The sequence below is a fragment of the Streptomyces sp. NBC_01618 genome, assembly GCF_045209435.1.
Lineage (GTDB): Bacteria > Actinomycetota > Actinomycetes > Streptomycetales > Streptomycetaceae > Streptomyces.
Genome location: NZ_CP109297.1, coordinates 7,330,569 through 7,355,929 on the forward strand (window position 1 = coordinate 7,330,569; position 25,361 = coordinate 7,355,929).

Sequence of the window (25,361 nt, forward strand, 5' to 3'; positions counted from 1 at the left end):
ACTTGGATCTCCACATCGTGGCGATCACCGGTCTCAACTGGACGGGAAGCGCAGAACCGCACCCCAACAGCATCACGTTCTGCTACATGACGGGTAACGGCAGCTTCACGAGTACAGGGCCAAGACGGTGTGGTCGCGGATCAGCGGCCACGACTCGGCATCGTCCCGGCCGGGCGTACGGGTGCCGGCCGTGAGGCCGTCGGCGTACCGGTCGAGCCAGCCGTGCGGGTCCTTGCCGTCCGCGCCGGCCACCCGGAAGGCGGCGGCGAGGAACGTACGCGCGTACCCCTCCAGACCGTCGGAACGCACCCCGGACGCGGACGGCCTGCCCGGCAGGTCCAGCAGCGCGCCGCCCGGAGTGGCCCACTTCCAGGCGGCCTTGAGCAGCCCGTCGGCCGCGGCCTCCCAGTGCGCCCGGGTGTAGCCGGTGTACGGGCTCAGCGCCCGGTCGTCGGCGGGGAGTTCGAGGGGAGAGGTCAGGTGGGGTGCGGTCATGCGAGGAATGCCGGCCTTTCGCGTAGTACGGGATGGGCGAATCCGTCCCCCGCGGCCCAGCGGCCGGTCTCGGCGATCGCCAGATCTACCAGTCGCCGCCATTCGTTGCCCTGGGAGCCTGCGAGGTGTGGGGTGATCAATGCGTTGTCGCACTCCCGGAGCGGGTGCGCGGCGGGCAGCGCCGGTGACGACGCAGCGGCCGAGGAGCCGGGGCCGCGGGGCGGCGGTGCTGCGGATCGTGCTCGTGGCACTCATCGGGCGTCCTCCTCGGGGGCGCCGGCCCGGTTCGTCCAACGGGTGACCCCGTAGGAGAGAGCGATCGTGCAGATGAGCAGGACCATCGAGGCGGCCGCGGCGAGACCGTAGTTGTTACGGGTGAACGCCGCGTCGTAGATGTACATGCTGGGCGAGAACCGGGAGTTGATCACCGGTGTGGCCTGGCCGAGCAGCATCGGCTCGCGCTGAGCGCGCCTGTCAGAGGCGGGGCGGCGATCGTGGCGAGCACGGATCGACGGCTCTGTCGACCGGGCATGTGCGCCTCCCACGGCTCCTGAATCGGGTCATCGGGAATCATGATCGGCTGATCGGTTCGGGTCAATAGATCGCTAAGAAGAAAATCAAAGCGATCAAACGCTCACTCGGTGGCGGGGGTCGGCCCCTGCGCCGATCCGCGCACCTCGAGCGTGGGCAGCAGCTCCGTCCGGCGCACCGGACCGCTCGCTCCGGCGGCCCCGGACAGCCGGTGGAGCAGCAGCTCGGCGGCAACCCGCCCGATCTCCGCCTTCGGTGGCGCCACCGCCGTCAGCGGTGTGCTGCCGAGGGCCGCGACCACGTCGTCGTACGCCACCACCGAGCAGTCCCGCGGCACGTCGACACCGCTCTCCGCCAGCCGCTGCACCAGCATCAGCGCGTCCACGTCGCCGTGCAGCACGGCCGCCGTCGCGCCCCTCTCCCGCAGGAGAGCGGCGAGGTCGAGGGCGGTGCGGGCGTCGGACGGGACGGCGGCGCCCGCAGCCGGCGCGTCGGGGGCGGGGCCGGGCACCGCGTCCGGGGAGCTCAGCACGACCGTCCAGTCCTCCACCTCCGGACGGGCCGCGGCGATCTCGGCGAACGCCGCACGGATGCTGCGTGCCGTCGGACTGTCGTCGCGGGCGGCCAGCACGATGCGCCGGTGCCCCAGCGACACCAGATGCTCCACGGCCAGATGCGTCCCGTACCAGTGATCGGAACAGACGGAATCCAGGGCGTGCAGCGCGCTGCCGGGCCGGGGGCGCCGTTCCATCAGCACCGTCGGCACCCCCACGTCCGCCAGCCAGCCGTAATCCAGCTCCTCCGAGCGCGCGTTGCGCCAGCGGGGCGCGATCAGCAGCCCGCGCGCCCCGTCCGCCAGGGCCCGTTCCACCAGCGCGCGTTCCGCGCCGGCCGACTGGTGCGCGATGTGCAGCGCGATCCGTATCCCGGACTCCTCCAGGACGGTCCGGGCACCGTGCAACGTCTCGTACAGGTACGTGTGCCGGTCCGGGACGACCAGGGCGACCGCCCCGCCGGTGGTCCCGGCGGGTTCGTCGGCCCGCGGCGCCGGGACCGCGGTGGCCGGCTGCGCCTCTCCCAACGGCCGGGCCACCCCGTGTCCGCGCCGCAGCCGCCCGACCCGGGCCAGTTCCTCGACGTCCCGCCGCACCGTGACCACCGAGACGTCCAGTTCGGCCGCGAGCGCACTGACCTTGACGGCGCCGCGCGACTCCAACACCGCCAGGATTCGCTGCCGCCTGATCTCCACCGGCTCCCGCATCGCTGTGGCCCCCTCGCCGTACCGCCGCGCGTTGTGCGTTTGAACGCTTCCTGTGAGCGCTTGGGGCGCAGCATAGCGATCACCTCTCCCTTGTACAGGCGCGGGAACCGTTCCGTACGCCCCACAGATCCCAGGAGGCACTCTTGTCGGCCTTGCGCAACAGCACCTGACGTCAACGAACTTGAGACCGGGATTGGAAAGGAGGGGGCGTATGGAGATCAAGAAGGTAAAGGTGGCTTCCTGGGGGAGGGCGGGTCGCAGCCTCGGAAACACGTGGGCCTACCATCTGTTTCTGGCATGGACACCCTCACACTCTGGCAACTGGCCGCGCTCGCCGCGGCATCCGCACTCGTCGGCTTCTCGAAGTCGGCCGTCAGCGGCGCCAATACGATCAGTCTGGCGGTCTTCGCGGCCGTACTCCCGGCCCGCGAGTCCACCGGAGTACTGCTCCCGATCCTCATCGCAGGCGATGTACTCGCCGTTCTCATCTACCGGCGGCACGCCCACTGGCCGACTCTGCTGCGGCTCTTCCCCGCCGTGGCCGGCGGCGTGGTGGCTGGAACCGCCTTCATGATGTGGGCCGACGACGCGGCCGTACGGACATCGATCGGCGCGATCCTGCTGTTCATGGCAGGTGTCACCATCTGGCGGCGGAGGCCGGCCGCCACGGGCGCAGAGGAGTCCGAGGAGCCCGGTGAACCCTCGGTGAGCGGCAGGATCAAGGCCGGCTCGTACGGGGTGCTGGGCGGCTTCACCACCATGGTCGCCAATGCGGGCGGTCCCGTCATGTCGCTCTATCTGCTTTCCGCCGGCTTCCGGAAGCTCGGCTTCCTGGGGACGTCGGCGTGGTTCTTCCTCATCGTCAACACGTCCAAGGTGCCGTTCAGCGTGGGCCTGGGCCTCATCGACGCACAGTCGCTGCTGCTGGACGCCTGCATGCTGTTGTTCGTCCTCCCCGGCGCCTACATCGGCCGCGCGTGCGTGGACCGCATCAACCAGAAGCTCTTCGAGCGGCTGGTGATCGGCGCGACCGTCCTCGGCGGACTCCAGCTGCTGCTGCGCTGACCGCACGCGGCGTTCCGTACCGCCACCGCACACACCTCAGCCCTCCCCGACAGCGGCTCGCTGCGACCGGGAAGGACTGGGAACAAGGCGTGGGCGGGGTGGGGTCAGACGATGCCTTCCTCGATCTCTGCCTGCTCGCGGGCGTTCCCGTACGCCGACGGCGTGCTGTACGAACGGCGCGCGACGAACCACCAGCCGCCCTCCCGCCTCACGGCCCCGACCCGGTCCCGGGCCGGCACCCCGCTCCTCACCCACGCCACCGTCACCGCCCGGACCGGCCGTGACCGGCTCACCGGAGTGGAACTGCGGCACCACGACGGCCGGACGACCACCCTGCGCTGCGACACCGTCGTCTTCACCGGCGACTGGATCCCCGACCACCTGCGGGCCGACTGGCTCGACCGGGTCGATCCGCACGGTGCGACCGTGCGGATCGCGGTGCGCTGACCGTACGTCAGGGAATGCGTCAGGGAATCCGTCAGGGAATCAGCAGCCAGTCGGAACCTACTGCCGCCAGCAGGCCGATCCCCAGCAGCCAACTGCCCAGCCGCGTACGGCCGTTCCTGCTGAGCTCGATCACGATCCCGCACAGGATCAGCGCGAGCCCGTACACCCCGACCACCAGCACGGACGACCGGCTGGCGATCCGCAGTGCGAGGACGACCGCCATCGCCGCCATGCCGACCGATGAGAGTACGATGCGCAGCCGTCTCGCCTGACGCGGCGTCAACCTCCGCTCATCGGCCTCGGGGGCGGTCTCCGGAACTGCCGCGGGCGCGGCTTCGGAGGCGGTCTCGGAGGCGGTCTCCGCGACGACGGCATCGGCATCGGTATCGCCCTCGGCCCCGGAAGCCGTCTCGGAAGCCGTCTTGGCAGTCGCCGTGGAAGCCGTCTTGGCAGTCGCCTCGGGAGCGGGTTCGGGAGCGGCTATCGGGGTGTCCACGGCCTGGTCCTGGTCAGAAGTGCTCATGACGCCGGATCGTAATGGCTGCGGGCGGCCCTGTTCGCCGCTCCGTACGTCCGGTGGCGAAAGTGACGTACGTGGGGACGGAGGCGGTGACGTAGGTTCGGGGCATGCCCGGCCACCTCCTGATCCTCGGCGGAACGACCGAAGCCCGACAGCTCGCCGCCGAGCTGACCGGGCCCGGCGGCGCCGCGACGACGCGCGTCACCACCTCGCTGGCCGGCCGGGTCGTCCGGCCCCGGATGCCCGCCGGCGACGTGCGCGTCGGTGGCTTCGGCGGCCCCGAGGGCCTCGCCGACTGGCTGCGTGCCCACGGCGTGGACACCGTCGTCGACGCCACCCACCCGTTCGCCGACACCATCAGCGCCAACGCCGCCACGGCAGCGAAGGCCACCGGTATCCCGCTGTTCGCGCTGCGCCGTTCGGGCTGGACGGCGGGCCCCGGCGACCGCTGGCACCCGGCCGACGACCTCGCGCACGCCGCCCTGCGACTGCCCGCGCTGGGCCGCCGGATCTTCCTCACCACCGGCCGCCTGGGCGTGGCCGCCTTCGCCACCGCACCCGGAGCGGACCTGCTCCACTTCCTCGTACGGTCCGTGGAACCCCCCGAGCCCCCGCTGCCCCGGCACACCGACGTACTCCTCGACCGCGGCCCGTACACCGTCGACGGAGAGACGGCGCTGCTGCGCGACCACGCCATCGACGTCCTCGTCACCAAGGACAGCGGAGGCCCCGCCACCGCGGCGAAACTCACCGCGGCCAGGAACCTCGGTCTCCCCGTGGTCGTGGTCCGCCGCCCGCCACCGCCCACCGGTGTGCCCGTCGTGCACGACGTGCCGTCCGCGCTCCAACTGCTGGGCCGGGAAGGCTGGTTCAGTCGCGACGCAGCAGATACGTATCCATGATCCAGCCCTTGCGGGCGCGCGCCTCGGCCCGCAGCTCCTCGATCCGGTCCGACACCTCGGCGAGGCGACCGGAGACCAGGATCTCGTCCTCGGTCCCCACGTACGCACCCCAGTAGATGAAGAGGTCCTGGTCGAGATGGCGGGTGAACGCCTGTCGCGCGTCGAGCATCACCACCACGTCGTCGACCCCCTCGGGCCAGCTCTCGGCCAGCCGCCGGCCCGTCGTGATCTGGACCGGACGCGCCACCCGGTTCAGCCCCGTCCGGTGCTTGGCCAGCAGCGCGGAGATGCTGCTGATCCCGGGAACCACCTCGTGGTCGAAGGCGACCGCACCCCGGTCGAGGATCTCTTCGAGGATGCCGAGCGTGGAGTCGTACAGCGCGGGATCGCCCCACACCAGGAACGCCCCGCACTCGTCCTCGCCGAGATCCTCCGCGATGAACCGCTCGTACAGATCCGCGCGGCGCCTGCGCCAGTCGTCGACCGCGGGTGAGTAGTCCGACGTCCTGCGGTCCCGCTCCGGATCCCGCGCCTCGACGAGCCGGTACGCGGTGTTCTCCACGTGCACATCGAGGATGTCCCGCCGCAGCCCGGTCAGATCGGACTTCTCCTCACCCTTGTCGAGGATGAAGAACGCATCCGCCCTGTTCAGCGCCTTGACGGCCTGCAAGGTCAGATGGTCGGGGTCGCCCGCGCCGATGCCGATGACATAGATCTTTCTCACCGCACCGAGTCTGCCCCACGCCCCACCGCCCCTGGCGCCGGGGTCGAGGGCCCTCGTCCGGCGGACCGGCCCTACCCGTCCCCGGGCCGCAGACGGGGCGCCTCTTCGGCCGCGTCGACGTTCCGAACTCCGGGCGCCGGTCCGCCGGCCGCACTTCCGCCACCGTCGTCTGCGCCCGGTCCGCCGGCCGCGCTCCCGCCTCGGGGCTCCTCCACCCGCGCCGCCAGTTCCCCGGCCCAGTCGATCAACCCGTCGACCCCGATCCCATGGGGCCGGGTGGCACCGAACGCCGTGAGCGCCGCCGCGCCCCGCCGCAACAGCCGGGCCCCGCCCGTCGCGTTGCCCCGGGCCGCATGCGTCAGCCCGACGGCCAGCTGTGCGAGTCCGCGCCACAACTCCCGTTCCGCCACCGGCCCCGACTTCCACGCGTCCTCGAACACCTCGTGTGCGTGGAAGGGCATCCCCGCGTCCAGCAGCCGCTGCGCCTCCCGCAAGGTCTCCTCGGGGGTGCGGACCACTCCCTCCGGCTGCCGCTCCACTCCCGGTGTCCCGTACGGCAGCGGGCGACCCAGCCCGTCACGGGGACGCGCGTTGCGCGCCCGGCCCTCCGCGTCGCGGTCCCTGCGAGTCTCGTCCACCCCTCGATTGTGCCCCGCACCTGCGGCGAACCGCCTGAACCACTGTCCGTGGACCCCCGCGCCCGACTAGTGTCGACAGGCATCTGCACCACTTTGGGGAGGGTAGGGGTGAAGCAGTACCGGCCGCTGTACGAGCGCGAACCGGAACTCGCCGCTGCCGCACACGCCGTGGCCGCCCTGTGCGGCGCCCAGGCGGTCGGCGGGCTGCTGATCTTCAGCGGCGAGGCGGGCATCGGCAAAACGGCGCTGCTCGCCGAGATCCGGGCGATGGCTGCCGGCCGCTGCACGGTCTGGTCGGCACGCGGCGGCGAAACGGTCACATCCGTGCCGTTCCACGTCGTACGCCAACTGCTGCAGCCGGCCCTCGACCAGTTCCCGCCCGACGAGGTGCGAACCCTGTTCGGGCCCTGGTACGAGATCGCCGCGCCCGCACTCGGACTCGCCGAACCGAGCGGTCCCCAGCCGGATCCGCAAGGTGTACGGGACGGCCTCGACTTCGTCGTCTCCCGGCTCGCGTCCCGGCTGAGCCACCGTCCGCTGCTGCTCGTCATCGACGACGCGCACTGGGCGGACGGCGAATCCCTCGCCTGGCTCGCCTCGTTCACCGCCCGCCTCGGCGAACTGCCCGTCCTGGTCGTCCAGGCCCACCGCCCGGAGGAACTGGCGGCGCGGCAGGAGGAGAGCGGACCGGGCGGCGCCAACCCCTCCCAGGTCCGGGTGGCCCTGCGCGCCCTCACCCCGGACGCCACCGCGGTACTGGTCCGCGCGGCCCTCGGCGAACACGCCGACGACCCGTTCTGCCGCGAGGTGTGGGCCGTCACCGGAGGCAATCCCTACGAGGCGGTCGAACTCGTCGCCACGGTCCAGGACCGCGGACTGGTGCCGCTGGAGGAGTCGGCCGGACTGCTGCGCGAACTCGGCGCGGCCGCCCGCGGCAGCGGCCTCGTCGCCCGGCTCGAACGGCTCGGCACCAACGCCACCCGGTTCGCCTGGGCCGCCGCCGTCCTCGGTACGGACATCTCGCAGGATCTCGCCGCAACCCTCGCCGGAATGAGCCCCGCCGAGGCCGCCGACTGCACGGCGCGGCTGCGCGAGGCCCGTATCGTCACCGGCTTCGACCCGCTGGAGTTCGTCCACCCGCTGATCGCCACGGCGGTGTACCGCTCCATCCCGCCGGCCACCCGCACCGCCTTCCACGGCCGGGCGGCGTGGGCGATCACCCGCGCGGGACTCGGCCCCGCGGCGGCCTCCCGCCACCTCCTCGAAGTGCACCCGGACAACGACCAGGAACTGGTCGGACAACTCCGCGAAGCAGCCGGACAACACCTCGCGGTCGGTGCCCCGGAAGCCGCCCGCCGCTGTCTCGAACGCGCCCTGGAAGAACCACCGGGCCAACGCGTCAAGGCCACCCTGCTGTACGAACTGGGCTGCGCCACCCTCCTCAGCTCGCCCGCCACCACCGTCCAGCATCTGCGCGCCGCCCTCGACATGCCCGGGCTCTCCGACGACCAGCGCGTCGACGCCACCTACCGGCTCGCCGCCGCGCATTCCCACAACAACCAGCTGAAGGAAGCGGCACGTGCCCTCGCCGCCGAGGCCGCGCGCACCGCCCCGGGCCCCGGCCTGATGCGGCTCCAGGCCGCCCACTTCCTCTGGGAGGGCATGCAGGCGTCCGAGGACAACGGCCCCGCCCGTTCCGACCGGCTCGCCCGGAACGCCGACCACCTGTCCGGCCGTGACAACGCCGAACGCGCCCTGCTCACCATCCGCGCCTTCGACGCCATGATGCGCGGCGAGAACTCCCAGCTCGTCGTCGACCTCTGCGAACGCGCTCTGGTCGACGGCCATCCCGCACGCGGGCTCGGCTGGACCGATACCGAGTGGGGCTTCGAACTCCCCACGCTCGTCGGCATCACCTACGCCTTCACCGACCAGCTCGACCGGGCCGAGGAACTGTTCGGCGAGGCCGTCCGCGCCTTCGAGATCTCCGGCTGGAGCGGTGCGCACCTGGCGTTCGCGCACACCCTGCTCGGGCTGGTCCACCGCCGTCGAGGCCGGCTCGCCGAGGCGGAGGGCTTCCTCCGCGAAGGACTGCGCCTCGCCGACCGTGTCGGCAGCGGACTGCCCGTCCACTGGGACGCGGCCTGTCTGCTCATCGACACCCTGGTCGCCCGCGGCCGGGTCACCGAGGCCCGCCAGATCGCCGACCGCTACGACTTCGGCTCGCCCTACCCCAGCGCGATGGTGCTGCCCGACGCCCCGTGCGTTCGCGGCCGGCTGCTGCTGGCCGAAGACCGTACGAAGGAAGCGGTCACCGAACTCGAAGCGGCTGGCCAGGCCCTCGAACCCCGCGGCAGGTTCAACGGCGTTTGGGCTCCCTGGGCGGGAGACCTCGCCCGCGTCCTGGCCGAGGAGGCCCCGGACCGCGCCGCCCAACTCGCCGCCTCGGCCCGGGCACATGCCGAACGCTTCGGTACGGACACCGCGATCGGCGAGGCCCTGCGCTGTGTCGCCCTGTTCGCCCGCCCCGAGGACGCGACGCATCTGCTCGCCGAGTCGGTCCGCCATCTGGAGGCGTCCCCGTCCGCGTACGAACACGCCCTGGCCCTTGTCGACTACGGCATCGCGATCCGTTCCCCGCGCGAACTCGCCAGGGCCCACAAACTGGCCACCGCGTGCGGCGCCGAATCCCTGGCAAACCGCGCCCACCAGGCATGGGCGTCGATCCGGTCCGCGGAGTGAGGTAATGTTTGTCCTGCGAGGCCGCCCGGGAACACCGGGAGGAATCGCATCGGGACGTGGCGCAGCTTGGTAGCGCACTTGACTGGGGGTCAAGGGGTCGCAGGTTCAAATCCTGTCGTCCCGACTTGTGTTTTCGCAGGTCGCAGGCGGTATCGGAGAAATTCGGTACCGCCTTTCCGTGTTTCTTGGGGACCAGTTGGGGACCACGGGGTCTAGCGGCGCCGGGAGCCGTGTCCGGCGATTTTGCGCAGGACGCGGGCGGGGACGGCGGCGTCGGCGAACCAGATGAGTCCTGTGTGGCGGAGGTCGTGGCGGCGCAGGTGTTCGTGGCCGAGTGAGGTGACCACCTCGTCCCCGTGGGTTGCGTCCCGTAGGACGGCGGTGGAGATGCGCCCGCCGCGGGAGCCGGTGAAGAGCCGCGCGTCAGGGTCGGGGCCGACGGCGAGGATGCGTTCGGCGATCGCCGGACGGATTTCCTCGATGAGAGGGACTTGCGGCGTTTGGAGACGGGAGTCGATACGGTCGAGGATGGCCTCGTGCAGTTGGCCCCGGACACCGGCTCTGGCCCGGATGACGAAGCGCCGGTGCGCGGTGGACTTCGAGATCCCGAAACACGGCGGCAGGGCCCGCCAGGCGCATCCGCTCACCAGTACGTAGATGATGGCGGCGAACAGTGTCTCGTCAGGCGTGCCCTGTGTCCCGTGTCACGCCACCCTGCGGACGCACCCTTCGACGGCGGACTCAACGGCTTCGCGATCTCCCAAAGCCCGTCCGGAACAAGCCAACCCCACGTACCCCGCCCCATCAACAGCCCAACGAGCCGTCACCACATAGGACGCCGTCTCAGGCTGAGGTGCTCGGTACACTATGCTCCGATCACCGTCACACCTGGCGCTGGCAGGCTCCGTAGCCGTCGCGCACGCCTCATAGAAGGCACGACGGTTCACGAACGGAAGGACGACGATGGCGGATTGCTCAATAGCGGCGATTTCCTGGGAGCGTGTGCACCTTACTCTTGTTGTGACGGTCTCGGGCTTCACTGGAGATGCTAGTACTCTCCGGTTCCTGATTGTTGACAACGAGCGCGAATTCCCGGTGAACTCTCGGCAAATTGACGCCGGACAGCACCGCTTGGAGATCAACGTCACCAACTTTGAGAACCGGCGCCAGGTGCCCAACGGTACGTGGCGGATCGTCCCGGTGGCCGGTGATGAGCGACTTCCTGCCGCCACCTTCGACCTCAATGCCGCGGACCGGCTCGACGTCGACTCCCGCACCTTCCTCTACGACCGCAACCGCTCCGTCTACGTGATCGCGTTCGGGATTTCGGACGACGACGAGAACCCCGAGTTCCTTATGCGGACGTACCAGTTGTTCCGCAGCGCGGGGCCGAGCAAGAACGCGGTGAAGAAGCCGCTCGGCAAGCGAATATCGCTGAAGGTGCTGCCGCGGGCCCGGCGCCGCAAGATCGCCAACCGCTTCTACTGGGCCGCGCGCCGCCTGAATCCGCCGCGCGGCAACCGGATTCTGTTCGCCTCCGAAATGCGCACCGCCCTCGGCGGCAACCTGGCGCGTGTCCACGACCGGATGATCGAGCGGGGCCTCGACAAGAAGTACACGTTCCGCCGCTCGTTCCGGGTACCCGCCACGGCGAACAAGTGGAGCACGTTTCGTCTCATCTACCAGCTCGCGACGTCGGACACCGTGCTGATGGACGACTACTTCGGGCTTCTCGGAAACCTGAGCATTTCGCCGGAGACCAAGATCATCCAGCTCTGGCACGCCGGAAGCGGCTTCAAGGCGGTCGGCTACAGCCGGTTCGGAAAGTACGGTTCGCCGAAGCTGTCCAACGCCCACCGCAAGTACACCTATGTCATCACCGGGTCCAAGCATCTTGTGCCGGTGTACGCCGAGGCGTTCGGCATCGAGGAGTCGGCGGTCGTGCCGACCGGCCTGCCCCGCATCGACACGTTCCTCGACAAGGAGCGTTCCCGGAAGGTCACTGACGACTTCTTCGCCTCATACCCGCAACTCCGGGGCAAGAAGATCGTGCTGTTCGCGCCGACCTTTCGCGGGAAGAGCATAGGAGACGCGCACTACGACTACGACCGCATCGACTTCGGGAAGCTCCACGAGGTCTGCGGCGACAAGTACGTCGTGCTCTTCCGGATGCACCACTTCATCGAGGAGCCCCCGCCGATCCCCGCCGAGTACTCGGACCGGCTGATGAACTTCGCGTCGTTCCCCGACACCAACGATCTGCTGCATGTGACCGACGTGCTCGTCACCGACTACTCGTCGGTCATCTACGAGTACACGCTGCTCGACAAGCCGATCCTGTTCTACGCGTACGACAAGGACACGTATTCGGTGATCCGCGGATTCCACCGCGACTACGACACCGTCGCCCCCGGCAAGATCTGCGTGACCTTCGACGAGATGCTCAAGGCTCTGCAGGACGAGGACTTCGACATCTCGAAGGTCGAGGAGTTCCGGCGGGAGAACTTCGACTACGTCGACACCAACTCGGCGGACCGCGTGATCGATTGGCTGGTGGTCGGAGATCGCGGTGGCAGGGAGACGGGCGGCCAGCACCGGTGGCTCGATCCCGTCCCGGACGACACGACGGTGGGCGACCAGCCGCTCAGCGACCAGTCAGAGGAATGAGTTATGAACGTTGCGTTGCTTTTCGCCGGCGGCATCGGGTCGAGGATGAACACCCGCGCCCTCCCGAAGCAGTTCCTGGAGGTCCACGGCAAGCCGATCATCATCCACACCCTTGAGCACTTCGAGGCGCACCCCGAGATAGACAGCATCGCCATTGCGATACTCGCCGAGTACCGCGAGCACATGGTGAAGTTGCTGAAGCGGTACGAGATCCAGAAGGTCAAGTGGATCATCGACGGCGGCCGGACCGGTCAGGAGTCGCGGCACAAAGCCCTCGAGACGGTCGCCGCGGACTGCCCCGATGACACCGTCGTGCTGATCCATGACGGCGTGCGGCCGCTGATTGACGCGAAGTTGATCAGCGCCAACATCGAGACGGTCCGGGAGCACGGCTCGGCCATCACCTGCACCAAGTTCAACGAGACCGTGGTGTCGAGTGAGTACGAGCACATCGACGACGTGATCCCGCGCGACCACATATACGCTGCCCAGGCCCCGCAGAGTTTCCGGCTCGGCGAGATCCTCTCGCTGTACGACCGGGCGGTCGCGGAGGACGAGCACGACACCATCGACTCGTGCTCCCTCATGCACCGGTACGGTCGCAAGATCTACCGGGTGGTCGGCCCCCGCTCGAACATCAAGATCACGACGGCCGAGGACTTCTACCTGTGCCGGACGTTCTTCGAGATCCTTGAGAACCAGCAGATCGTAGGTGTGTGATTTCAGTGTCCACCGTCTCCAGCCCGGTCGTGGCGCATGACCTCGATGAGATCCTTGACCGTGACCTGCCGTGGAGTGAGCTTTCCGGCCGCACCGTGCTGGTCACCGGCGCGAGCGGCATGCTGCCGTCGTACGTCGTCTACACCCTGCTCGCACTGAACGACCGGCACGGCGCGGGCATCACCGTGCACGGTCTGGTGCGGAACGAGGAGAAGGCCAGACGGCTGCTCGCGGACGTGCTCGACCGCCCGGACTTCCACCTCGTTGTCCAGGACGTGGCGACTCCGCTCGAACTGCCCGGCCCCGTCGACTATGTGATCCACGGGGCGAGCGCCGCGCGGCCCGTTCTGCACGGCAGCCAGCCGGTCATGACGATCAAGGCGAACCTGCTGGGCACCTTTAACCTGCTCGACCTCTGTGTGGCGAAGGCCAGCCGCGGATTCCTGCTGATGTCCTCGGCGGAGGTCTACGGTGCCCAGCCCCCGGAGACCGAGCTCATCGATGAGCAGAGCTATGGCGGCTTCGACATCCTCAACCCGCGGGCCTGCTACGCCGAGGGAAAGCGCGCCGCGGAGACGATCTGCGCGACCTACCAGGCGCAGTACGGCGTCGACAGCCGCGTCGTCAGGTTCGGTCACGTCTACGGGCCGGGGATGGCGCTCGACGACGGGCGAGTGCAGGCCGACTTCGCGGCGAACGTGGTGGCCGGCAAGGACATCGTGCTCAACAGCGACGGTTCCGGCGTACGGACCTACACCTACGTGGCCGACGCCATCGCGGGGCTGTTCTATGCGCTGCTCTGCGGTGACCAGGTGGCCTACAACGTCGCGGACCCGTCCGGTCTGGTCTCGATCCGGCGGCTGGCGGAGCTGTTCACCGAGGTGCGCCCGGAGCGCGGGCAGCAACTCCGGTTCACCAATGAGTCCGACGCGCGCTCCTACAGCCTGACGAAGAAGCAGGGTTTGGACAGCGCACGGCTTGCTGCACTCGGCTGGAGCCCGGTGGTCGATCTGCCGACCGGGCTGAACCGCATGGTGACCCATCTGGAGTCCAGCGCCCCGGGCCTTTAGCGAACTCCGCGTCGGCGCGCCACCGACACGGATCTACGGAAATCGCCAGGACGCAAATTGCCTCGGGCGCGGACGAAAGTCCGTGCCCGAGGCAATTTGACGTAATGTCACCGAACCGCAGAACGTGGGCAGTTCAGGAGGATCGGAGTTTCCTCGCCAGCCGCCGCACCGAGGCCGGAAGGTACCGGACCAGCCGCCGCTGCTGAGCCTTGGGCTGCGGCCGCACCACCGGTTTCTCCGAAACCGCGTCGTCATCGGTGGGATTCCAGTACTGCGGGGATTTCTCGCCCTTGCGCGGATACAGCTCATTCGGGCGGCGAGGAACGACCTCGGGACGCTCCCAGGCGATGTCCCGCCGCACCACCCGCGCCGGCGCTCCCACCGCGATGCAGTTGTTGGGAATGTTCGACGTGACGATGCTGCGGAAGCCGATCACCGAGCCGTTGCCGATGGTGACGCCGCCCATCACGACCGCGTGCTTCGCGATCCAGACGTGCTCGCCCACGACGATCGACTGGGACGGGTTCACGCGCTTCTCGGTGTGCACGTCGAAGATCGGGTGGGTGTCGTCGCCGCGCACCTCGATGTTCTTGGCGAACATCACGTCGGCACCGATCGTCACCGACACGCCTTCGACGGCGGAGATGAATGCGCGGCCGGCGCAGCCCACGTTCTCGCCGATCCAGATCCGGGACTCGTGCCCGCAGCGCAGTTCGAAGCGGAGACCTGCACGCTTCTTCGTAGTCTGCTCGATCTCGATCTGACCGTTGTCTCCCGAGAAGGTGACGAGCAGGTCCTTGATGTCTGCCTTGGGGCTGATGACGAGTCTGTTGTTCGACCCCTTGAACCGGATATCGATCTTGGTCTCACGGATCTCGCCGTCGTAGACGACCTCGTTTCCCTGATCGTCCTTGTAGCGCTCCAGCTTGTGCAGTTGCAACATCGTGATCTGAGGGGTGCCCTTGACCGGGTAAGGGTTGGACCTGCCCCTCGTACCTCCGTCCGGGCCTGCGATTTTGCGCTTAAGTTATCAGATGACTCTGTTGCTGAACCTTGGCGTGATCGAACCGATCGCGGCCGCAGCATCGGCTGCCGGATCGAGAGTTTGGCTCCGCGCAGTTCACGTTCAACGCAGTCCAGGGCGTGTATCGACTAGTTGGTCGGTTTTTGGGATGCGCTCTCGCTCCGAGGGACTGATCCGGTGGATCGCCTTGCGCGGCGTACCGGCGCGGTGGTCGCAGTGCGGTCGGTGAGCCTGAGCCAGGGGCGTCACGCCGCGGTGCTCATCAGGCACTGTCCGGCGGATCATGTGACCGTCGTGACTTCGGGGCGTTGGCATGAGCATGGGGTGGGGTGATTTAACGCATGAGGAGTGGGCCCGACTGAAGCCTCATCTGCCGAAGTCCGGGCAGCGCGGCGGTCGGTGGGCCGGCCACCGCAGGGTCAATGGCATTCGGGCGGCATCCAGGCTCACGCCGGTGGTGCGGGCCGAAGGTGACGCTGCCGCCGACGGTGCTCACGGCGGCCAGGAAGGTGCGGACACGGTGGCGGCCCCCAATCAGGACGGCCGTGATGCAGATGGGTTACGTCAACTTCCGCGAGACCTTCGCCCGGGACACCCGGCATGCCACTGAAGGAACTCGACGAGCGGGCGGCCGATGCCTTCGCGCGCATGGTGGCCGGCCTCGCGGAGCAGGAACGGTTGCTCCGGGGCGCTGTCCGAGGACGATCCCGATCGACGGACCGCCATACACGACCCGCTGAGTGGGGCTCGGGCCGTCGTCCCTCCGATGGCACCCCCGCACCCCTACGCTGGGGTGTATCACCTTTAACAGCTCAAACACGTACGAAGAGGTGCGATGCCCCATGGGAGGCATGATGAGTCAGCAACCGGTCCTCCTGCCCTATGCGGACCCGGCCTTCGTGGCGGATCCCTTTCCGCTGTACCGGCAACTGCGCGAGGGCGGCCCGGTACGGCGCGCCGTCATCGCGGGAGGGCTGGAAGCCTGGGTGGTCACGCGGTACGAAGACGGTCTCATGGCGCTGTCCCACCCGCAGCTGAGCAGCGACGTCCGCGATGCGTCGGATCCCCGGCTCATCGAGCGGCTGCCCGCCGCCGACCGGGAGTCCGTGCTGCGCAACATGCTGCGTACCGACCCGCCCGACCACACCCGCCTGCGCCGCCTGGTCTCCAAGGCGTTCACCGCGCACCGCGTGGCGGAGTTGCGGCCCCGGGTCCAGGAGATCGCCGACCGACTGCTCGACGAGATCGTGCCGGCCGGCCGTGCCGACCTCGTCGAGAGCTTCGCGCTGCCGCTCCCGGTCACCGTGATCAGCGAATTGCTCGGGGTGCCCGTGACCGACCGGCACGACTTTCAGCGGTGGACCGACGACATGATCCTCCAGGGGGCCGAACCACCGGACCGCGACCGGGTGGACGCAGCGTGGCGACACATGCGCGCCTACCTGACCGGACTCCTGGAGACCAAGCGGGCCCACCCCGGTGACGACCTGCTCGGCGCGCTGATCGTCGCCCGGGACGAGGAGCAGCGGCTGGACGAGAACGAACTGATCGCCATGGCCTTCCTGCTGCTCGTCGCCGGATACATCACCACGGTCAACCTGATCGGCAGCGGCATCGCCGCACTGCTCGTCCACCCCGGCCAGCTGAGGATGCTGCGCGACGATCCGGCGCTGCTGCCGGGCGCGATCGAGGAGTTCCTGCGCTACGACGGACCGGTCAACCCCGGCATCGCCCGGTTCGCGCGCGAGGACGTCACCATCGCCGGGGTGGACATCCCGCGCGGCGCGACCGTGCTGGTGGCCTCGGCCATCGCCGACCGCGACCCGGAACGCTTCCCCGAGCCCGACCGCCTCGACATCACCCGGCAGGACAACGCCCACCTCGCCTTCGGGCACGGCATCCACTACTGCCTGGGTGCGCCGCTGGCCCGGCTGGAGGGCCAGATCGCCATCGGCACCGCCCTGCGCCGGCTGCCCCGCCTCACCCTGGCCGTGCCGCCCGAGGAACTGCGGTGGCGGCCGGGCGGGCTGCGCGGCCCCGAACACCTGCCGGTCACCTTCACCGCAGGTGCCCAGGGCCGCTAGCGCACACCGTCGGCGCCGCCCCGCTCACCGGGACCGGGCGAGCCGGAATCCGAGGTCGTCGATGCGGAAGGTCGGGTGACTCTTGCGGCGGCAGGAGGCCCGGCATCCGCGGGGGCGGTCATAGCCGCCTCCACCACGGAACACGCGGTACGGGCCGTAGACCGCGGGATCGTAGACGTCCCAGCACCACTCCCACACGTTGCCGATCATGTCGTAGAGACCCCACGCGTTCGGCGCCCTGGTCGCGACGTCGTGCACCGCTCCGCCGGAGTTCCCGCGGTGCCAGGCGATCTCGTCCAGCTCTCCGTAGCGGTCGCCGGAGGTCCCGGCCCGGCACGCGTACTCCCACTCCGCCTCGGACGGGAGGCGGTAGCCGTCGGCCGCCCAGTCGCAGACCACGTCCTGCCCGTCGGCGTCGTCACCGACCGAGTAGCAGGGTGCGAGCCCCGTCGCCCGCGAGAGCAGATTGCAGAACTGAACGGCGTCCTTCCAGGAGACCTCCGTCACCGGCGTCCGCGCCCCCGCCGAGCCCACGGGCGCCTCGCCCCGTACCGCGCGATACAGCTCATGGGTCACGGGATACGGCGCCAGCCGGAAGGCCCCGACCTCGACCTTCCAGTTCGTCCTCGTGCCCTCGTCCCGCAGGACGATCTCCCCGGCGGGGATGTCCCGCATGCCCTCGGTACTCGGGTCTCGGGGTAAGGAATCAAGGCTCATCGCAGCTCCACGTGTGCTCCGGCGCATCAGGCCGACGCCGCTGACCCGTCAGTAGCCCTGGGGGTCGGCCGGTCCCTGCCGCCGGACTTTCGGACAAAGGACGATTATGCAGGGGGCCAGCGCCGTGCCGCGATCACCAGCGCCGGAATCGGCTCTCGCCGTCGCCCGGCGCGGCGGCCATCGGATCGACCAGGACCTGTCCGGCCGGTCATGAGGATCGCGGGGAAGAGTGTGGACGCGTAGCGCGGTGGGTGTCATGATCACGCGGGCGTCCGGTGAGGGTCCGGTGCGCAGGGAGGGACCGTGAAGCTCTACGTCGCCGTACCTGTTGTTCTGCTGGCGTTGCTCATCGCCGCGTCCGGCGTGGCGGGGATTACGCGTGGCTGGGTGCTCCCCACGAACCGGCGGCCGGTCCACCGCCCCCGCCTCTACGGCTGGGGCCAGTTGGTGGGTGCCTTCGCCCTGTGCTGGCAACAGGTCTTCTTCTGGGTGCTCAGCGACCCTGACATCCGCCAGTGGGGGACCCTGGCCGGCAGCGTGCTTCTGCTGACCGGCCTCATCATGATGATGGTGAGCCGGCGCGCGGGTGGTAGCCGGCAGGGCAGTGGTACGCCCTGAGGGGGTGTCCCGTTGGCGGGTCGCGGGTCGCGGGTCGCGGGTTGCGGGTTGCGTCCGGTTCGTCTCCGGTGGCCGAGACGGACAGCACGCGTGTCGGAGGGTGCTCGACACCACAGGGCCGGTCCGCTGCCGCGGTGGCCGTCGTCATGGCGCCCTCCCACGGCGGACGTCACGGCTGCCTCAACTTCCGCTTCGGCCGTCAGACGGCCAGCCGCAGCGAGGTCGCCGAGATGCCGAGCCGTACGGTCTGGCCCCAGGTCAGTTCCAGCGCGTCCGCCTCCATTCCATCGCCGAAGGCCACCAGCCGGTCGGACTCGACGGCGAGCTTCAGCCCTTGTCCGTGCCCCAGTTCGCCCGCTACCAGCGAGGTGCCGGTCGTGGGCGACGGCCAGGCCTCGCGGACGAACCAGAGCAGTCGCGGGTCGGTCGGGGCCGGGAGCCGCAGGGTGCTGTGGCGTTCCTGCCACAGTGAGCGGAGCCAGCCCGTGGCGCCGGTGCCCGTGCCGACCAGGACGCCGGACGAGGCCTGCGGCTCGGCGGGGGCGTCATCGGGTCGGTCGGGGCCGAGCCGGTAGCGGGCGGTCTGGTGGCCGGGCGGGCCGAGATAGATCTCGTTGAGGGCGAGGAGGCGCTGGGTGTCGTCGGCGACGGCCTCGACCATGGTGAGTTCGTCCGCCGCGCCGGCGGGGGACGCGGCTGCCCGGAGCAGGGCGGCCGCGTCGGACGGGCGGTGGCGTACGAGTACGCCCGGATTGCGTCCGGGGTCGGTATCGATGCCGACGACGGGCTGGCCGGACAGATACTTGGCGGCGTTGGCGACCAGCCCGTCCTGTCCGACGACGACCACGACATCCTCCGGCGCGAACAGGAAACGGTCGAGATCGGCGCGCTCCACCCGCGACTGCCGCCACTGGAGCGGTACGGCTGCCGCGATATCGGCGAGCGCCTGCCGGGTGTGCCGGTGGCGCCTGGCCACCTCGTCGATGGACCGGCCGCGGCTGGAGAGGACGAAAGCGGCCTGGCCGTGGGTGCCGTGCCGCGCCAGCAACTCCTCGTACTCCGTGGTGCGGTGGACCAGGACCGCGCGCGGGGCGAGGCTCATGCCCGGGGATCCGGGGCGGGCCGGCCGAGTTTGCCGAGCAGGCCCGTGAGGACGTCGGGGGAGACGGTGAGGCTGTCGATGCGCGGCAGGTTCTCGGCCAGGCTGGTCGCTGCCAGGGCGTGCAGGGTCGCGGCGTCCACGTCGCCGTGCACCCGCAGCCAGGCCGCCTGGGACTCCGCGCGTGCGGCGCCGACCTGGCGTGCCGCTTCGGCCTCGGCCCGGGCCAGCCGCACATTGCGGGCCGCCTCGGCCTCGGCGCGCACCCCGTCGGCCGCCGCGTTCTCCTCGGCCTCGCGACGGGCGTTGGTGCCGCGCTGCTCGACCAACTGCTCCTCGCGGCGCGCCAGTTCGATCTGGCTGGCCAACTCGTTCTCGGCGATGGCCCGTTCCCGCTCCACGGCCACCGCGCGGCGCTCATAGGTGGCCCGGTCGGCCTCCTGCTGGATCTGTTCACGGGCGGGGGTGCGCAGGGCCCGCTCCACCTCGGCCTCGGGGCGGATGGCGACGACCCGCACCGCGACCACGTCGATGCCGGTGGCGGGCAGCCGGGGTTCGGCGTCGAGCCCCGTCGCGACCCGGTGACGTACCGATGCGACACCGTCGACCAGTGCCTCGGCCAGCGTCGTCCGGGCCAGCACGTCCAGCGTGTGCTGCTGGGCGGTCTCGGTGAGCAGCGTGGCGATCTGCTCCAGCGGCGCGCCGCGCCAGACCCCGGTGTCCGGGGCCACGGAGAAGTCGATGCGGGCGGCGGCCTCGGCCGGGTCACTGATCCGGTACGTCACGGTGGCCTGCACGGTGACGTCCTGGAAGTCGGACGTACGGGCGTGGAAGGCCATCGCCAACTCGCGGTCGCTGACCGGAACTTCGGAGAGCGTGGCGGTCAGTGACCGGTACCAGAAGCTCAGTCCGGGTCCGTCGTGGGCGAGTCGGCCGCGCTTGTGGTGGCGGATGTGGGCGGTGGGTGCGGAGCGCAGATGGCGCCAGCCGAAGCGCCTGGTGATGTCGGCCATGCCGGATCCCCCTCTTCTCGTCACGGGGACGATAAGGGGAGTCCGTCAATATCGTCAAGGGGACGAGAATGATCGCTTGCGCGTCGCGCGGCCTCGGCGCCCCACCGCGGCATCACCCGTCACCGCTGACCCTGGCTGCAGGCGGCTGCCGCCGTCCACTTTGGGATCGAGGCGGTGACGAAACCCGGACGGCCGGCGGCTCCCGAAGGAGTCACCGGCCGCCCGGGTGGTGCGCCGCCCCCGTCCCCACGGTGCGGCGCGAGCGGGCCGTCGTCATCCGCTCGGACGGCGACCCACGTTTCTCGGGACTACGACGCGGGCGCGTCCAGTCCAAGTGCGGGAAGGATGGCGCCCTCCACGAAGCGAGTGAGATATGCCTCGTCCGCGTACTGCCCCTCCAGCAGCGGCCTGGCGCGCATCACGCCCAGCAGTTGCACCGAGACGAACTCCGTGGCCGGAGTGTCCGCCGGAATCTCGCCGCGCGCCGCGCCGCGCCGGACCATCGCTTCGATCGCCGCCATCTCCGGCACGATCAGTGCCTCGCGCAGCGCGCACAGCAGCTCGGGGCTCTGCAGTGCGGCATGGCTGAGCGCGTGCATCAGCGGGGTGTCGCGGAGTGCGGTCGTACCGATCGCCCGGGCTGCCTCACGCAGATCCCCCGCCAGTGTGCCGGTGTCGATCTCCGGCAGCGGCACCCGCCGCGTGCCGTGCAGCGCCGCCACGACCAGCTCGGGCTTCGAGCCCCACTGCCGGTAGAGCGTGGACTTGCCGCAGCGCGTCCGCGAGGCGACGCCCTCCATGGTGAGGGCCTCGTAGCCGCACTCTCTCAGGATGTCGAGCACGGCCGCGTAGAGCTCCTGCGTCCGCTCAGGCGTGATCTTCGAGCGGCGTGGCGAGTGCACCTGTTCTTGTGCGGCTTCCTGCGGCGACATGTGCTTTCCCTCTCAGCGACTCTGCGACGAGTCCATCGATACGCCAGTGTACCGAAACGTACATGTACCGATACGTTCGCGTATCGGTACACTTCCGTATCGATATGGCATGGGCTGGACCGTGCCCGCCGCGACACCGCTTCGTCAGCAAAGGGGCACCGGATGAGGTACGCCGGTAGCGAGCCCGCAGATCGGGAGCCGGACAGTTCTGCCCGACCGCCCCTCGTCCGCGAGCTACTCAGCCCGAGCGGGAAACCGGTTCACCGACACGGGTCGTGATCGGGAGCCGGCGGCCGTTGGGCCAGCCGACGCCGCACCCGGAATCGGTCCGGACCCCGGTGGGCGGGCCGTGAGGCGTGGAGGCGACGCCTGGCACTGAGGCGTTGCGCGAAGACGTGACGTTCGATGGCCGAAGTGTCACGTACAAAAACAACCCCCCGCTGACCCGAGGTGTGCGAACACCCGCTGCTCACCCGCCGGACCGGCGGTGCCGGCCTCAACCGCCCGGCGGGCTCGGCTCTTCGGCCTCGGCCAGTGCCCGCGTCAGCCAGCCGATCCAGAAGTTCTCCAGATCGATGCCGCCACGCAGCACCAGATGCCGCAGCCGGTCCTCCTCGGAGTTCCGCTCAGGAGGGAAGTCCCGCTGCTCGATCTCCAGGTACTCCGCCAACTGGCGACGGTGCAGCCCCAGATGCCGGTGGAGCTCCGCGTTCAGCCCGGGCGCGCCGACGACCGCTGCAGCTCGCATGCGCAGCAGCAGCGGATCCCGGATCTGCTTGGGGTCCTCCGAGCGGGCCACCCATGCGGACAGCGCCTCCCGGCCCGCGGGCAGTACCTCGTACTCCTTCTTCTGCCCACGGGCGGGCTGCTTCGAGGGCAGTACCCGGATCTGCCCGGCCTGCTCCAGCTTCCCCAGCTCGCGGTAGATCTGCTGATGCGTGGCGGACCAGAAATAGCCGATCGACCGGTCGAACCTGCGGGTCAGCTCCAGCCCCGACGACGGCTTTTCCAGCAGGGCGGTGAGGATCGCGTGCGGCAGTGACATGGGGTGCATCCTAGGGACGGCCGGGCAGTGGCCCCGTGTCGCAGGGGCCGGGCGGGGGCGGTGAACCCCCGGGGCCGGGGTTCACCGGTCCGTCACAGCGAAGCCGCGAGCTCCGTGCCCTGGCGGATCGCGCGCTTGGCATCCAGTTCGGCGGCCACATCGGCGCCGCCGATCAGATGGGCAGGACGGCCCGCCGCGAGCAGCTCCTCGTGGAGCTCGCGGCGCGGTTCCTGGCCCGCGCAGAGCACCACCGTGTCGACCGGCAGGAGATGCTGTTCGCCGTCGACCGTGAGGTGCAGTCCGTCGTCGTCGATCCGGTCGTAGGCGGCGCCCGCGATCATCGTCACGCCGCGGTGCCGCAGCTCCGTGCGGTGGATCCAGCCGGTCGTCTTCCCCAGCCCCGCACCGACCTTGCCGGTCTTGCGCTGGATCAGGTGGACGGTGCGCGGCGTCTTCGGACGCTCCGGGGCGCGAAGACCACCCCGGTCGCGGTAGCCGGTGTCGACGCCCCACTGCCGGAAGAACACCTCGGGGTCGAGGCTCGCCGCATCACCCGAGTCGGTCAGGAATTCGGCGACGTCGAAACCGATCCCGCCCGCCCCGATGATCGCGACCCGGTCACCGACCTGCGCCCCGTCGCGCAGGACGTCGAGGTAGCTGATCACGCTGGGGTGGTCCAGGCCCGGTATCGCGGGGGAGCGGGGCGTGACACCGGTGGCGAGGACGACCTCGTCGAAGTCTGCGAGGACATCCACCGTGGCCCGCGTGCCGAGCCGCAGCTCGACGTTCTCCTCCGCCAGCCGGGTACGGAAGTAGCGCAGCGTCTCGTTGAACTCCTCCTTGCCGGGAACCCGGCGCGCCACGTTCAGCTGGCCGCCGATCTCCTCGGCCGCGTCGAAGAGGGTCACCTCGTGCCCGCGCTCGGACGCCGCAACGGCGCACGCGAGACCGGCCGGTCCGGCGCCCACGACCGCGACCCGCTTGACGGTACGGGTCGGTGACAGGGAGAGCTCGGTCTCGTGGCAGGCGCGCGGATTGACCAGACAGGAGGTGACCCGGCCGCTGAAGACGTGGTCCAGGCAGGCCTGGTTGCAGCCGATGCAGGTGTTGATCGCGTCGGCACGGCCCTCGGCCGCCTTGACGACGAAGTCCGGGTCGGCGAGGAACGGCCGGGCCATCGACACCATGTCCGCCCGGCCCGACGCGAGGATCTCCTCGGCGACCTCGGGTGTGTTGATGCGGTTGCTCGTCACCAGCGGTACGCAGACGGCACCGCGCACCCGCTCGGTGACCCAGGTGTAGGCGCCGCGCGGCACGGAGGTGGCGATGGTGGGGATACGGGCCTCGTGCCAGCCGATCCCCGTATTGATGATCGTCGCGCCGGCGGATTCGATCTCGCGGGCGAGCCGCACGACCTCCTCCAGCGAAGAACCCCCGGGCACCAGATCCAGCATGGAGAGCCGGTAGATCAGGATGAAATCGCTGCCGACCCGCTCACGGACCCGGCGCACGATCTCGACGGGGAACCGGATGCGGTTCTCGTACGAGCCGCCCCAGCGGTCGGTGCGCCGATTGGTGGCAGCGGCGATGAACTCGTTGATCAGATAGCCCTCGGAGCCCATGATCTCGACACCGTCGTACCCGGCACGCCGCGCCAGCTCGGCGGCCCTCACGAAGTCCTCGATGGTCTCCTCGACCTCGTCGTCGTCAAGAGCGTGCGGAGTGAAGGCGCTGATCGGCGCCTGGATCGCGCTGGGCGCGACCAGATCGGGATGGTGCGCGTACCGGCCGAAATGCAGGATCTGCATGGCGATCCGGCCGCCCGCCTCATGCACGGCGGCGGTGACCCGCGCATGCTGCTCGGCCTCCGCCTCGGTGGTCATCTTGGCGCCACCGGGAAAGGAGCAGGCTTGGGCGTTCGGGGCGATCCCGCCGGTGACCATCAGGCCGACGCCGCCCCGCGCACGTTCCGCGTAGAAGGCGGCCATCCGCTCGAAGCCGCGCTCGACCTCCTCCAGACCGATGTGCATCGAACCCATCAGTACCCGGTTGGGGAGAGTGGTGAACCCGAGGTCGAGCGGGCTCAGCAGATTCGGGTACGGGCTCATGCGGCGGCTCCTCACGCAGTGTCGTTGCGCCAGTTGTAGACGAGTCGAACGCCATTGTGCAACAAGTTGCACAATGGCGTTCGTCGCAGAGCCGCGCGTGCGGCGTCCCCCGGACGGCGTAACACCGGGACACGTCGGCGGGTCGCGTCACGGAGAGTGGAACCGCGGCACCCGCCCGCCACGGCGCATCGGGTGGCGTGCCCGGGTCCAGGCGCGGCCCCGGGCCCCTGCCCCACTCGGCCCCGAACCCCCGCGGAGACTCCATGGCCTGCCTCTACCGGCGTGACCTCGGTCTGCTCGTCCTGCGCGTCGGCACCGGCGCGGTACTGGCCGCGCACGGTACCCAGAAGCTGGCCGGCTGGTTCGGCGGCGGAGGCGTCGAAGGAACCACCGCAGCGATGGAGGCCATGGGCTTTCACCCGCCGAAGCACAGCGCGGTCGCCGCCGGGCTCGGCGAGGCGGGCGGCGGCGCACTGCTGGCACTCGGCCTCGCCACCCCGGCGGCCGGTGCGGCCGCGGCCGGGGCCATGGCGGGTGCCGTGGCCGTCCACGCGCCCGCCGGATTCTTCGCCCAGGGGGGCGGCTACGAGTACCCGGCCTTCCTCGGCTTCACCGCCGCGGCGATCGGCCTGATCGGACCCGGCCGGTACTCCGTCGACCACGCCACCCGGCACGTCTTCAACAAACCATGGATGGTCGCCCTCGCCTTCGCGGGCAGCGCGGTCTCGGCTGCGGCCGTCGTCGGCAGGCGCGCCAAGGGCCGGGCCGTGATCGACCCCGACACGACCTGACCACCCGACAGGACAGGGACCGGACGGCACCCCAGGGAGGGAGCCGCCCGGTCCCGACCGACTTACCGGTGAAGCGATCATGAATGTCTGGTCGGTGTCGCTCGGGCGACCTTGTGCGCGTGGCGGTCGGCTCGGTCCCTCCGGCCGT

General features: G+C 70.1%; 21 protein-coding genes, 1 tRNA gene and 5 pseudogenes. 12 read left to right on the forward strand and 15 right to left on the reverse strand.

What is annotated here, in order from left to right:
• Positions 1-123: 123 nt before the first annotated feature.
• The 4 genes and pseudogenes from OH735_RS34065 to OH735_RS34080 form a co-directional block, all read right to left on the reverse strand.
• Positions 124-495: pseudogene (locus OH735_RS34065) on the reverse strand (DUF2264 domain-containing protein); the annotation flags it as partial.
• Positions 492-674 (reverse strand): annotated as a pseudogene (locus OH735_RS34070) (hydroxyacid dehydrogenase); the annotation flags it as partial. The pseudogenes OH735_RS34070 and OH735_RS34065, both read right to left, overlap by 4 nt.
• Positions 675-746: 72 nt before the next feature.
• A pseudogene (locus OH735_RS34075) lies at positions 747-953 on the reverse strand (sugar ABC transporter permease); the annotation flags it as partial.
• 176 nt (positions 954-1,129) lie between these two features.
• On the reverse strand, positions 1,130-2,287 hold the full coding sequence (locus tag OH735_RS34080; protein WP_406385497.1) for a substrate-binding domain-containing protein: 1,158 nt from the start codon (positions 2,285-2,287) through the stop codon (positions 1,130-1,132).
• A gap of 297 nt (positions 2,288-2,584) precedes the next feature.
• On the opposite strand from OH735_RS34080, the gene OH735_RS34085 reads away from it, so the two are divergent.
• Positions 2,585-3,352: a sulfite exporter TauE/SafE family protein gene (locus OH735_RS34085; protein ID WP_406385498.1), complete on the forward strand. Its 768-nt coding sequence runs from the start codon at positions 2,585-2,587 to the stop codon at positions 3,350-3,352.
• 111 nt (positions 3,353-3,463) lie between these two features.
• Positions 3,464-3,799, forward strand: a complete 336-nt coding sequence (locus OH735_RS34090; protein WP_406386981.1) for a hypothetical protein — start codon at positions 3,464-3,466, stop codon at positions 3,797-3,799.
• Between the two features lie 31 nt (positions 3,800-3,830).
• On the opposite strand, the gene OH735_RS34095 is transcribed toward OH735_RS34090, so the two are convergent.
• Positions 3,831-4,322, reverse strand: coding sequence for a hypothetical protein (locus OH735_RS34095; RefSeq protein WP_406385499.1), 492 nt, complete (start codon positions 4,320-4,322; stop codon positions 3,831-3,833).
• A gap of 104 nt (positions 4,323-4,426) precedes the next feature.
• Between OH735_RS34095 and OH735_RS34100 the strand changes: the two genes are divergently transcribed.
• The gene (locus tag OH735_RS34100) at positions 4,427-5,221 is read left to right on the forward strand and encodes a cobalt-precorrin-6A reductase (RefSeq protein ID WP_406385500.1); all 795 of its coding nucleotides are present in this window, start codon (positions 4,427-4,429) and stop codon (positions 5,219-5,221) included.
• Here OH735_RS34100 and cobF read toward each other — a convergent pair.
• Together cobF and OH735_RS34110 are read right to left on the reverse strand one after the other, a co-directional pair.
• The gene (gene cobF / locus OH735_RS34105; RefSeq protein ID WP_406385501.1) at positions 5,190-5,945 is read right to left on the reverse strand and encodes a precorrin-6A synthase (deacetylating); all 756 of its coding nucleotides are present in this window, start codon (positions 5,943-5,945) and stop codon (positions 5,190-5,192) included. The two genes, OH735_RS34100 and cobF, sit on opposite strands and share 32 nt — an antisense overlap.
• Before the next feature lie 71 nt (positions 5,946-6,016).
• A complete protein-coding gene (locus OH735_RS34110; protein WP_406385502.1) occupies positions 6,017-6,583 on the reverse strand; it encodes a DUF309 domain-containing protein in 567 nt (188 codons plus the stop codon).
• A gap of 108 nt (positions 6,584-6,691) precedes the next feature.
• Here OH735_RS34110 and OH735_RS34115 point away from each other — a divergent pair, with 108 nt between their 5' ends.
• Both OH735_RS34115 and OH735_RS34120 read left to right on the forward strand, forming a co-directional pair.
• Positions 6,692-9,325, forward strand: a complete 2,634-nt coding sequence (locus tag OH735_RS34115; protein WP_406385503.1) for an ATP-binding protein — start codon at positions 6,692-6,694, stop codon at positions 9,323-9,325.
• Between the two features lie 50 nt (positions 9,326-9,375).
• Positions 9,376-9,449 (forward strand) — tRNA-Pro (locus tag OH735_RS34120).
• A 387-nt stretch (positions 9,450-9,836) separates the two neighbouring features.
• Here OH735_RS34120 and OH735_RS34125 read toward each other — a convergent pair.
• A pseudogene (locus tag OH735_RS34125) lies at positions 9,837-10,130 on the reverse strand (transposase); the annotation flags it as partial.
• A 326-nt stretch (positions 10,131-10,456) separates the two neighbouring features.
• Between OH735_RS34125 and OH735_RS34130 the strand changes: the two are divergent.
• Genes OH735_RS34130 through OH735_RS34140 form a run of 3 tightly spaced genes read left to right on the forward strand, consistent with a single transcriptional unit; the run spans position 10,457 to position 13,782 of the window.
• Complete coding sequence (locus tag OH735_RS34130) at positions 10,457-11,992, forward strand: CDP-glycerol glycerophosphotransferase family protein (RefSeq protein WP_406385504.1); 1,536 nt, start codon at positions 10,457-10,459, stop codon at positions 11,990-11,992.
• Positions 11,993-11,995: 3 nt separating this feature from the next.
• On the forward strand, positions 11,996-12,712 hold the full coding sequence (locus tag OH735_RS34135; protein ID WP_406385505.1) for a 2-C-methyl-D-erythritol 4-phosphate cytidylyltransferase: 717 nt from the start codon (positions 11,996-11,998) through the stop codon (positions 12,710-12,712).
• On the forward strand, positions 12,709-13,782 hold the full coding sequence (locus OH735_RS34140) for an NAD-dependent epimerase/dehydratase family protein (protein WP_406385506.1): 1,074 nt from the start codon (positions 12,709-12,711) through the stop codon (positions 13,780-13,782). The genes OH735_RS34135 and OH735_RS34140 overlap by 4 nt, the downstream gene beginning before the upstream one ends.
• Positions 13,783-13,915: 133 nt before the next feature.
• On the opposite strand, the gene OH735_RS34145 is transcribed toward OH735_RS34140, so the two are convergent.
• Positions 13,916-14,725, reverse strand: coding sequence for an acyltransferase (locus OH735_RS34145; protein ID WP_406385507.1), 810 nt, complete (start codon positions 14,723-14,725; stop codon positions 13,916-13,918).
• A gap of 400 nt (positions 14,726-15,125) precedes the next feature.
• Here OH735_RS34145 and OH735_RS34150 point away from each other — a divergent pair.
• Positions 15,126-15,236, forward strand: a pseudogene (locus OH735_RS34150) (transposase); the annotation flags it as partial.
• Positions 15,237-15,660: 424 nt separating this feature from the next.
• Positions 15,661-16,890, forward strand: a complete 1,230-nt coding sequence (locus OH735_RS34155; RefSeq protein ID WP_406385508.1) for a cytochrome P450 — start codon at positions 15,661-15,663, stop codon at positions 16,888-16,890.
• A 24-nt stretch (positions 16,891-16,914) separates the two neighbouring features.
• On the opposite strand, the gene OH735_RS34160 is transcribed toward OH735_RS34155, so the two are convergent.
• Positions 16,915-17,565, reverse strand: coding sequence for a formylglycine-generating enzyme family protein (locus OH735_RS34160; protein WP_406385509.1), 651 nt, complete (start codon positions 17,563-17,565; stop codon positions 16,915-16,917).
• Between the two features lie 345 nt (positions 17,566-17,910).
• Between OH735_RS34160 and OH735_RS34165 the strand changes: the two genes are divergently transcribed.
• Positions 17,911-18,225, forward strand: coding sequence for a hypothetical protein (locus OH735_RS34165; protein ID WP_406385510.1), 315 nt, complete (start codon positions 17,911-17,913; stop codon positions 18,223-18,225).
• A gap of 199 nt (positions 18,226-18,424) precedes the next feature.
• Here the strand turns inward: OH735_RS34165 and OH735_RS34170 are convergent, their stop codons facing one another.
• The 5 genes from OH735_RS34170 to OH735_RS34190 form a co-directional block, all read right to left on the reverse strand.
• The gene (locus OH735_RS34170) at positions 18,425-19,327 is read right to left on the reverse strand and encodes a hypothetical protein (protein WP_406385511.1); all 903 of its coding nucleotides are present in this window, start codon (positions 19,325-19,327) and stop codon (positions 18,425-18,427) included.
• Positions 19,324-20,337, reverse strand: coding sequence for an SPFH domain-containing protein (locus OH735_RS34175; protein WP_406385512.1), 1,014 nt, complete (start codon positions 20,335-20,337; stop codon positions 19,324-19,326). The genes OH735_RS34170 and OH735_RS34175 overlap by 4 nt, the downstream gene beginning before the upstream one ends.
• Positions 20,338-20,645: 308 nt before the next feature.
• Positions 20,646-21,269, reverse strand: coding sequence for a TetR/AcrR family transcriptional regulator (locus OH735_RS34180; protein WP_406385513.1), 624 nt, complete (start codon positions 21,267-21,269; stop codon positions 20,646-20,648).
• A gap of 496 nt (positions 21,270-21,765) precedes the next feature.
• Positions 21,766-22,314 carry a PadR family transcriptional regulator gene (locus tag OH735_RS34185; RefSeq protein WP_406385514.1) on the reverse strand — a complete coding sequence of 183 codons (549 nt, stop codon included), beginning with the start codon at positions 22,312-22,314 and terminating at the stop codon, positions 21,766-21,768.
• A 92-nt stretch (positions 22,315-22,406) separates the two neighbouring features.
• Positions 22,407-24,422, reverse strand: a complete 2,016-nt coding sequence (locus OH735_RS34190; RefSeq protein ID WP_406385515.1) for an FAD-dependent oxidoreductase — start codon at positions 24,420-24,422, stop codon at positions 22,407-22,409.
• 263 nt (positions 24,423-24,685) lie between these two features.
• Between OH735_RS34190 and OH735_RS34195 the strand changes: the two genes are divergently transcribed.
• Positions 24,686-25,213 (forward strand): DoxX family protein, encoded by a 528-nt coding sequence (locus OH735_RS34195; protein WP_406385516.1) that lies wholly within the window; start codon positions 24,686-24,688, stop codon positions 25,211-25,213.
• Positions 25,214-25,361 lie beyond the last annotated feature (148 nt).

Excerpts from the sequence above, each read along its gene's own strand:
- OH735_RS34080 (WP_406385497.1), bottom strand. The coding sequence starts at position 2,287 with ATGCGGGAGCCGGTGGAGATCAGGCGGCAGCGAATCCTGGCGGTGTTG.
- OH735_RS34085 (WP_406385498.1), top strand. The coding sequence starts at position 2,585 with ATGGACACCCTCACACTCTGGCAACTGGCCGCGCTCGCCGCGGCATCC.
- OH735_RS34090 (WP_406386981.1), top strand. The coding sequence starts at position 3,464 with ATGCCTTCCTCGATCTCTGCCTGCTCGCGGGCGTTCCCGTACGCCGAC.
- OH735_RS34095 (WP_406385499.1), bottom strand. The coding sequence starts at position 4,322 with ATGAGCACTTCTGACCAGGACCAGGCCGTGGACACCCCGATAGCCGCT.
- OH735_RS34100 (WP_406385500.1), top strand. The coding sequence starts at position 4,427 with ATGCCCGGCCACCTCCTGATCCTCGGCGGAACGACCGAAGCCCGACAG.
- OH735_RS34135 (WP_406385505.1), top strand. The coding sequence starts at position 11,996 with ATGAACGTTGCGTTGCTTTTCGCCGGCGGCATCGGGTCGAGGATGAAC.
- OH735_RS34145 (WP_406385507.1), bottom strand. The coding sequence starts at position 14,725 with ATGTTGCAACTGCACAAGCTGGAGCGCTACAAGGACGATCAGGGAAAC.
- OH735_RS34155 (WP_406385508.1), top strand. The coding sequence starts at position 15,661 with ATGAGTCAGCAACCGGTCCTCCTGCCCTATGCGGACCCGGCCTTCGTG.
- OH735_RS34160 (WP_406385509.1), bottom strand. The coding sequence starts at position 17,565 with ATGCGGGACATCCCCGCCGGGGAGATCGTCCTGCGGGACGAGGGCACG.
- OH735_RS34170 (WP_406385511.1), bottom strand. The coding sequence starts at position 19,327 with ATGAGCCTCGCCCCGCGCGCGGTCCTGGTCCACCGCACCACGGAGTAC.
- OH735_RS34175 (WP_406385512.1), bottom strand. The coding sequence starts at position 20,337 with ATGGCCGACATCACCAGGCGCTTCGGCTGGCGCCATCTGCGCTCCGCA.
- OH735_RS34180 (WP_406385513.1), bottom strand. The coding sequence starts at position 21,269 with ATGTCGCCGCAGGAAGCCGCACAAGAACAGGTGCACTCGCCACGCCGC.
- OH735_RS34185 (WP_406385514.1), bottom strand. The coding sequence starts at position 22,314 with ATGTCACTGCCGCACGCGATCCTCACCGCCCTGCTGGAAAAGCCGTCG.
- OH735_RS34190 (WP_406385515.1), bottom strand. The coding sequence starts at position 24,422 with ATGAGCCCGTACCCGAATCTGCTGAGCCCGCTCGACCTCGGGTTCACC.
- OH735_RS34195 (WP_406385516.1), top strand. The coding sequence starts at position 24,686 with ATGGCCTGCCTCTACCGGCGTGACCTCGGTCTGCTCGTCCTGCGCGTC.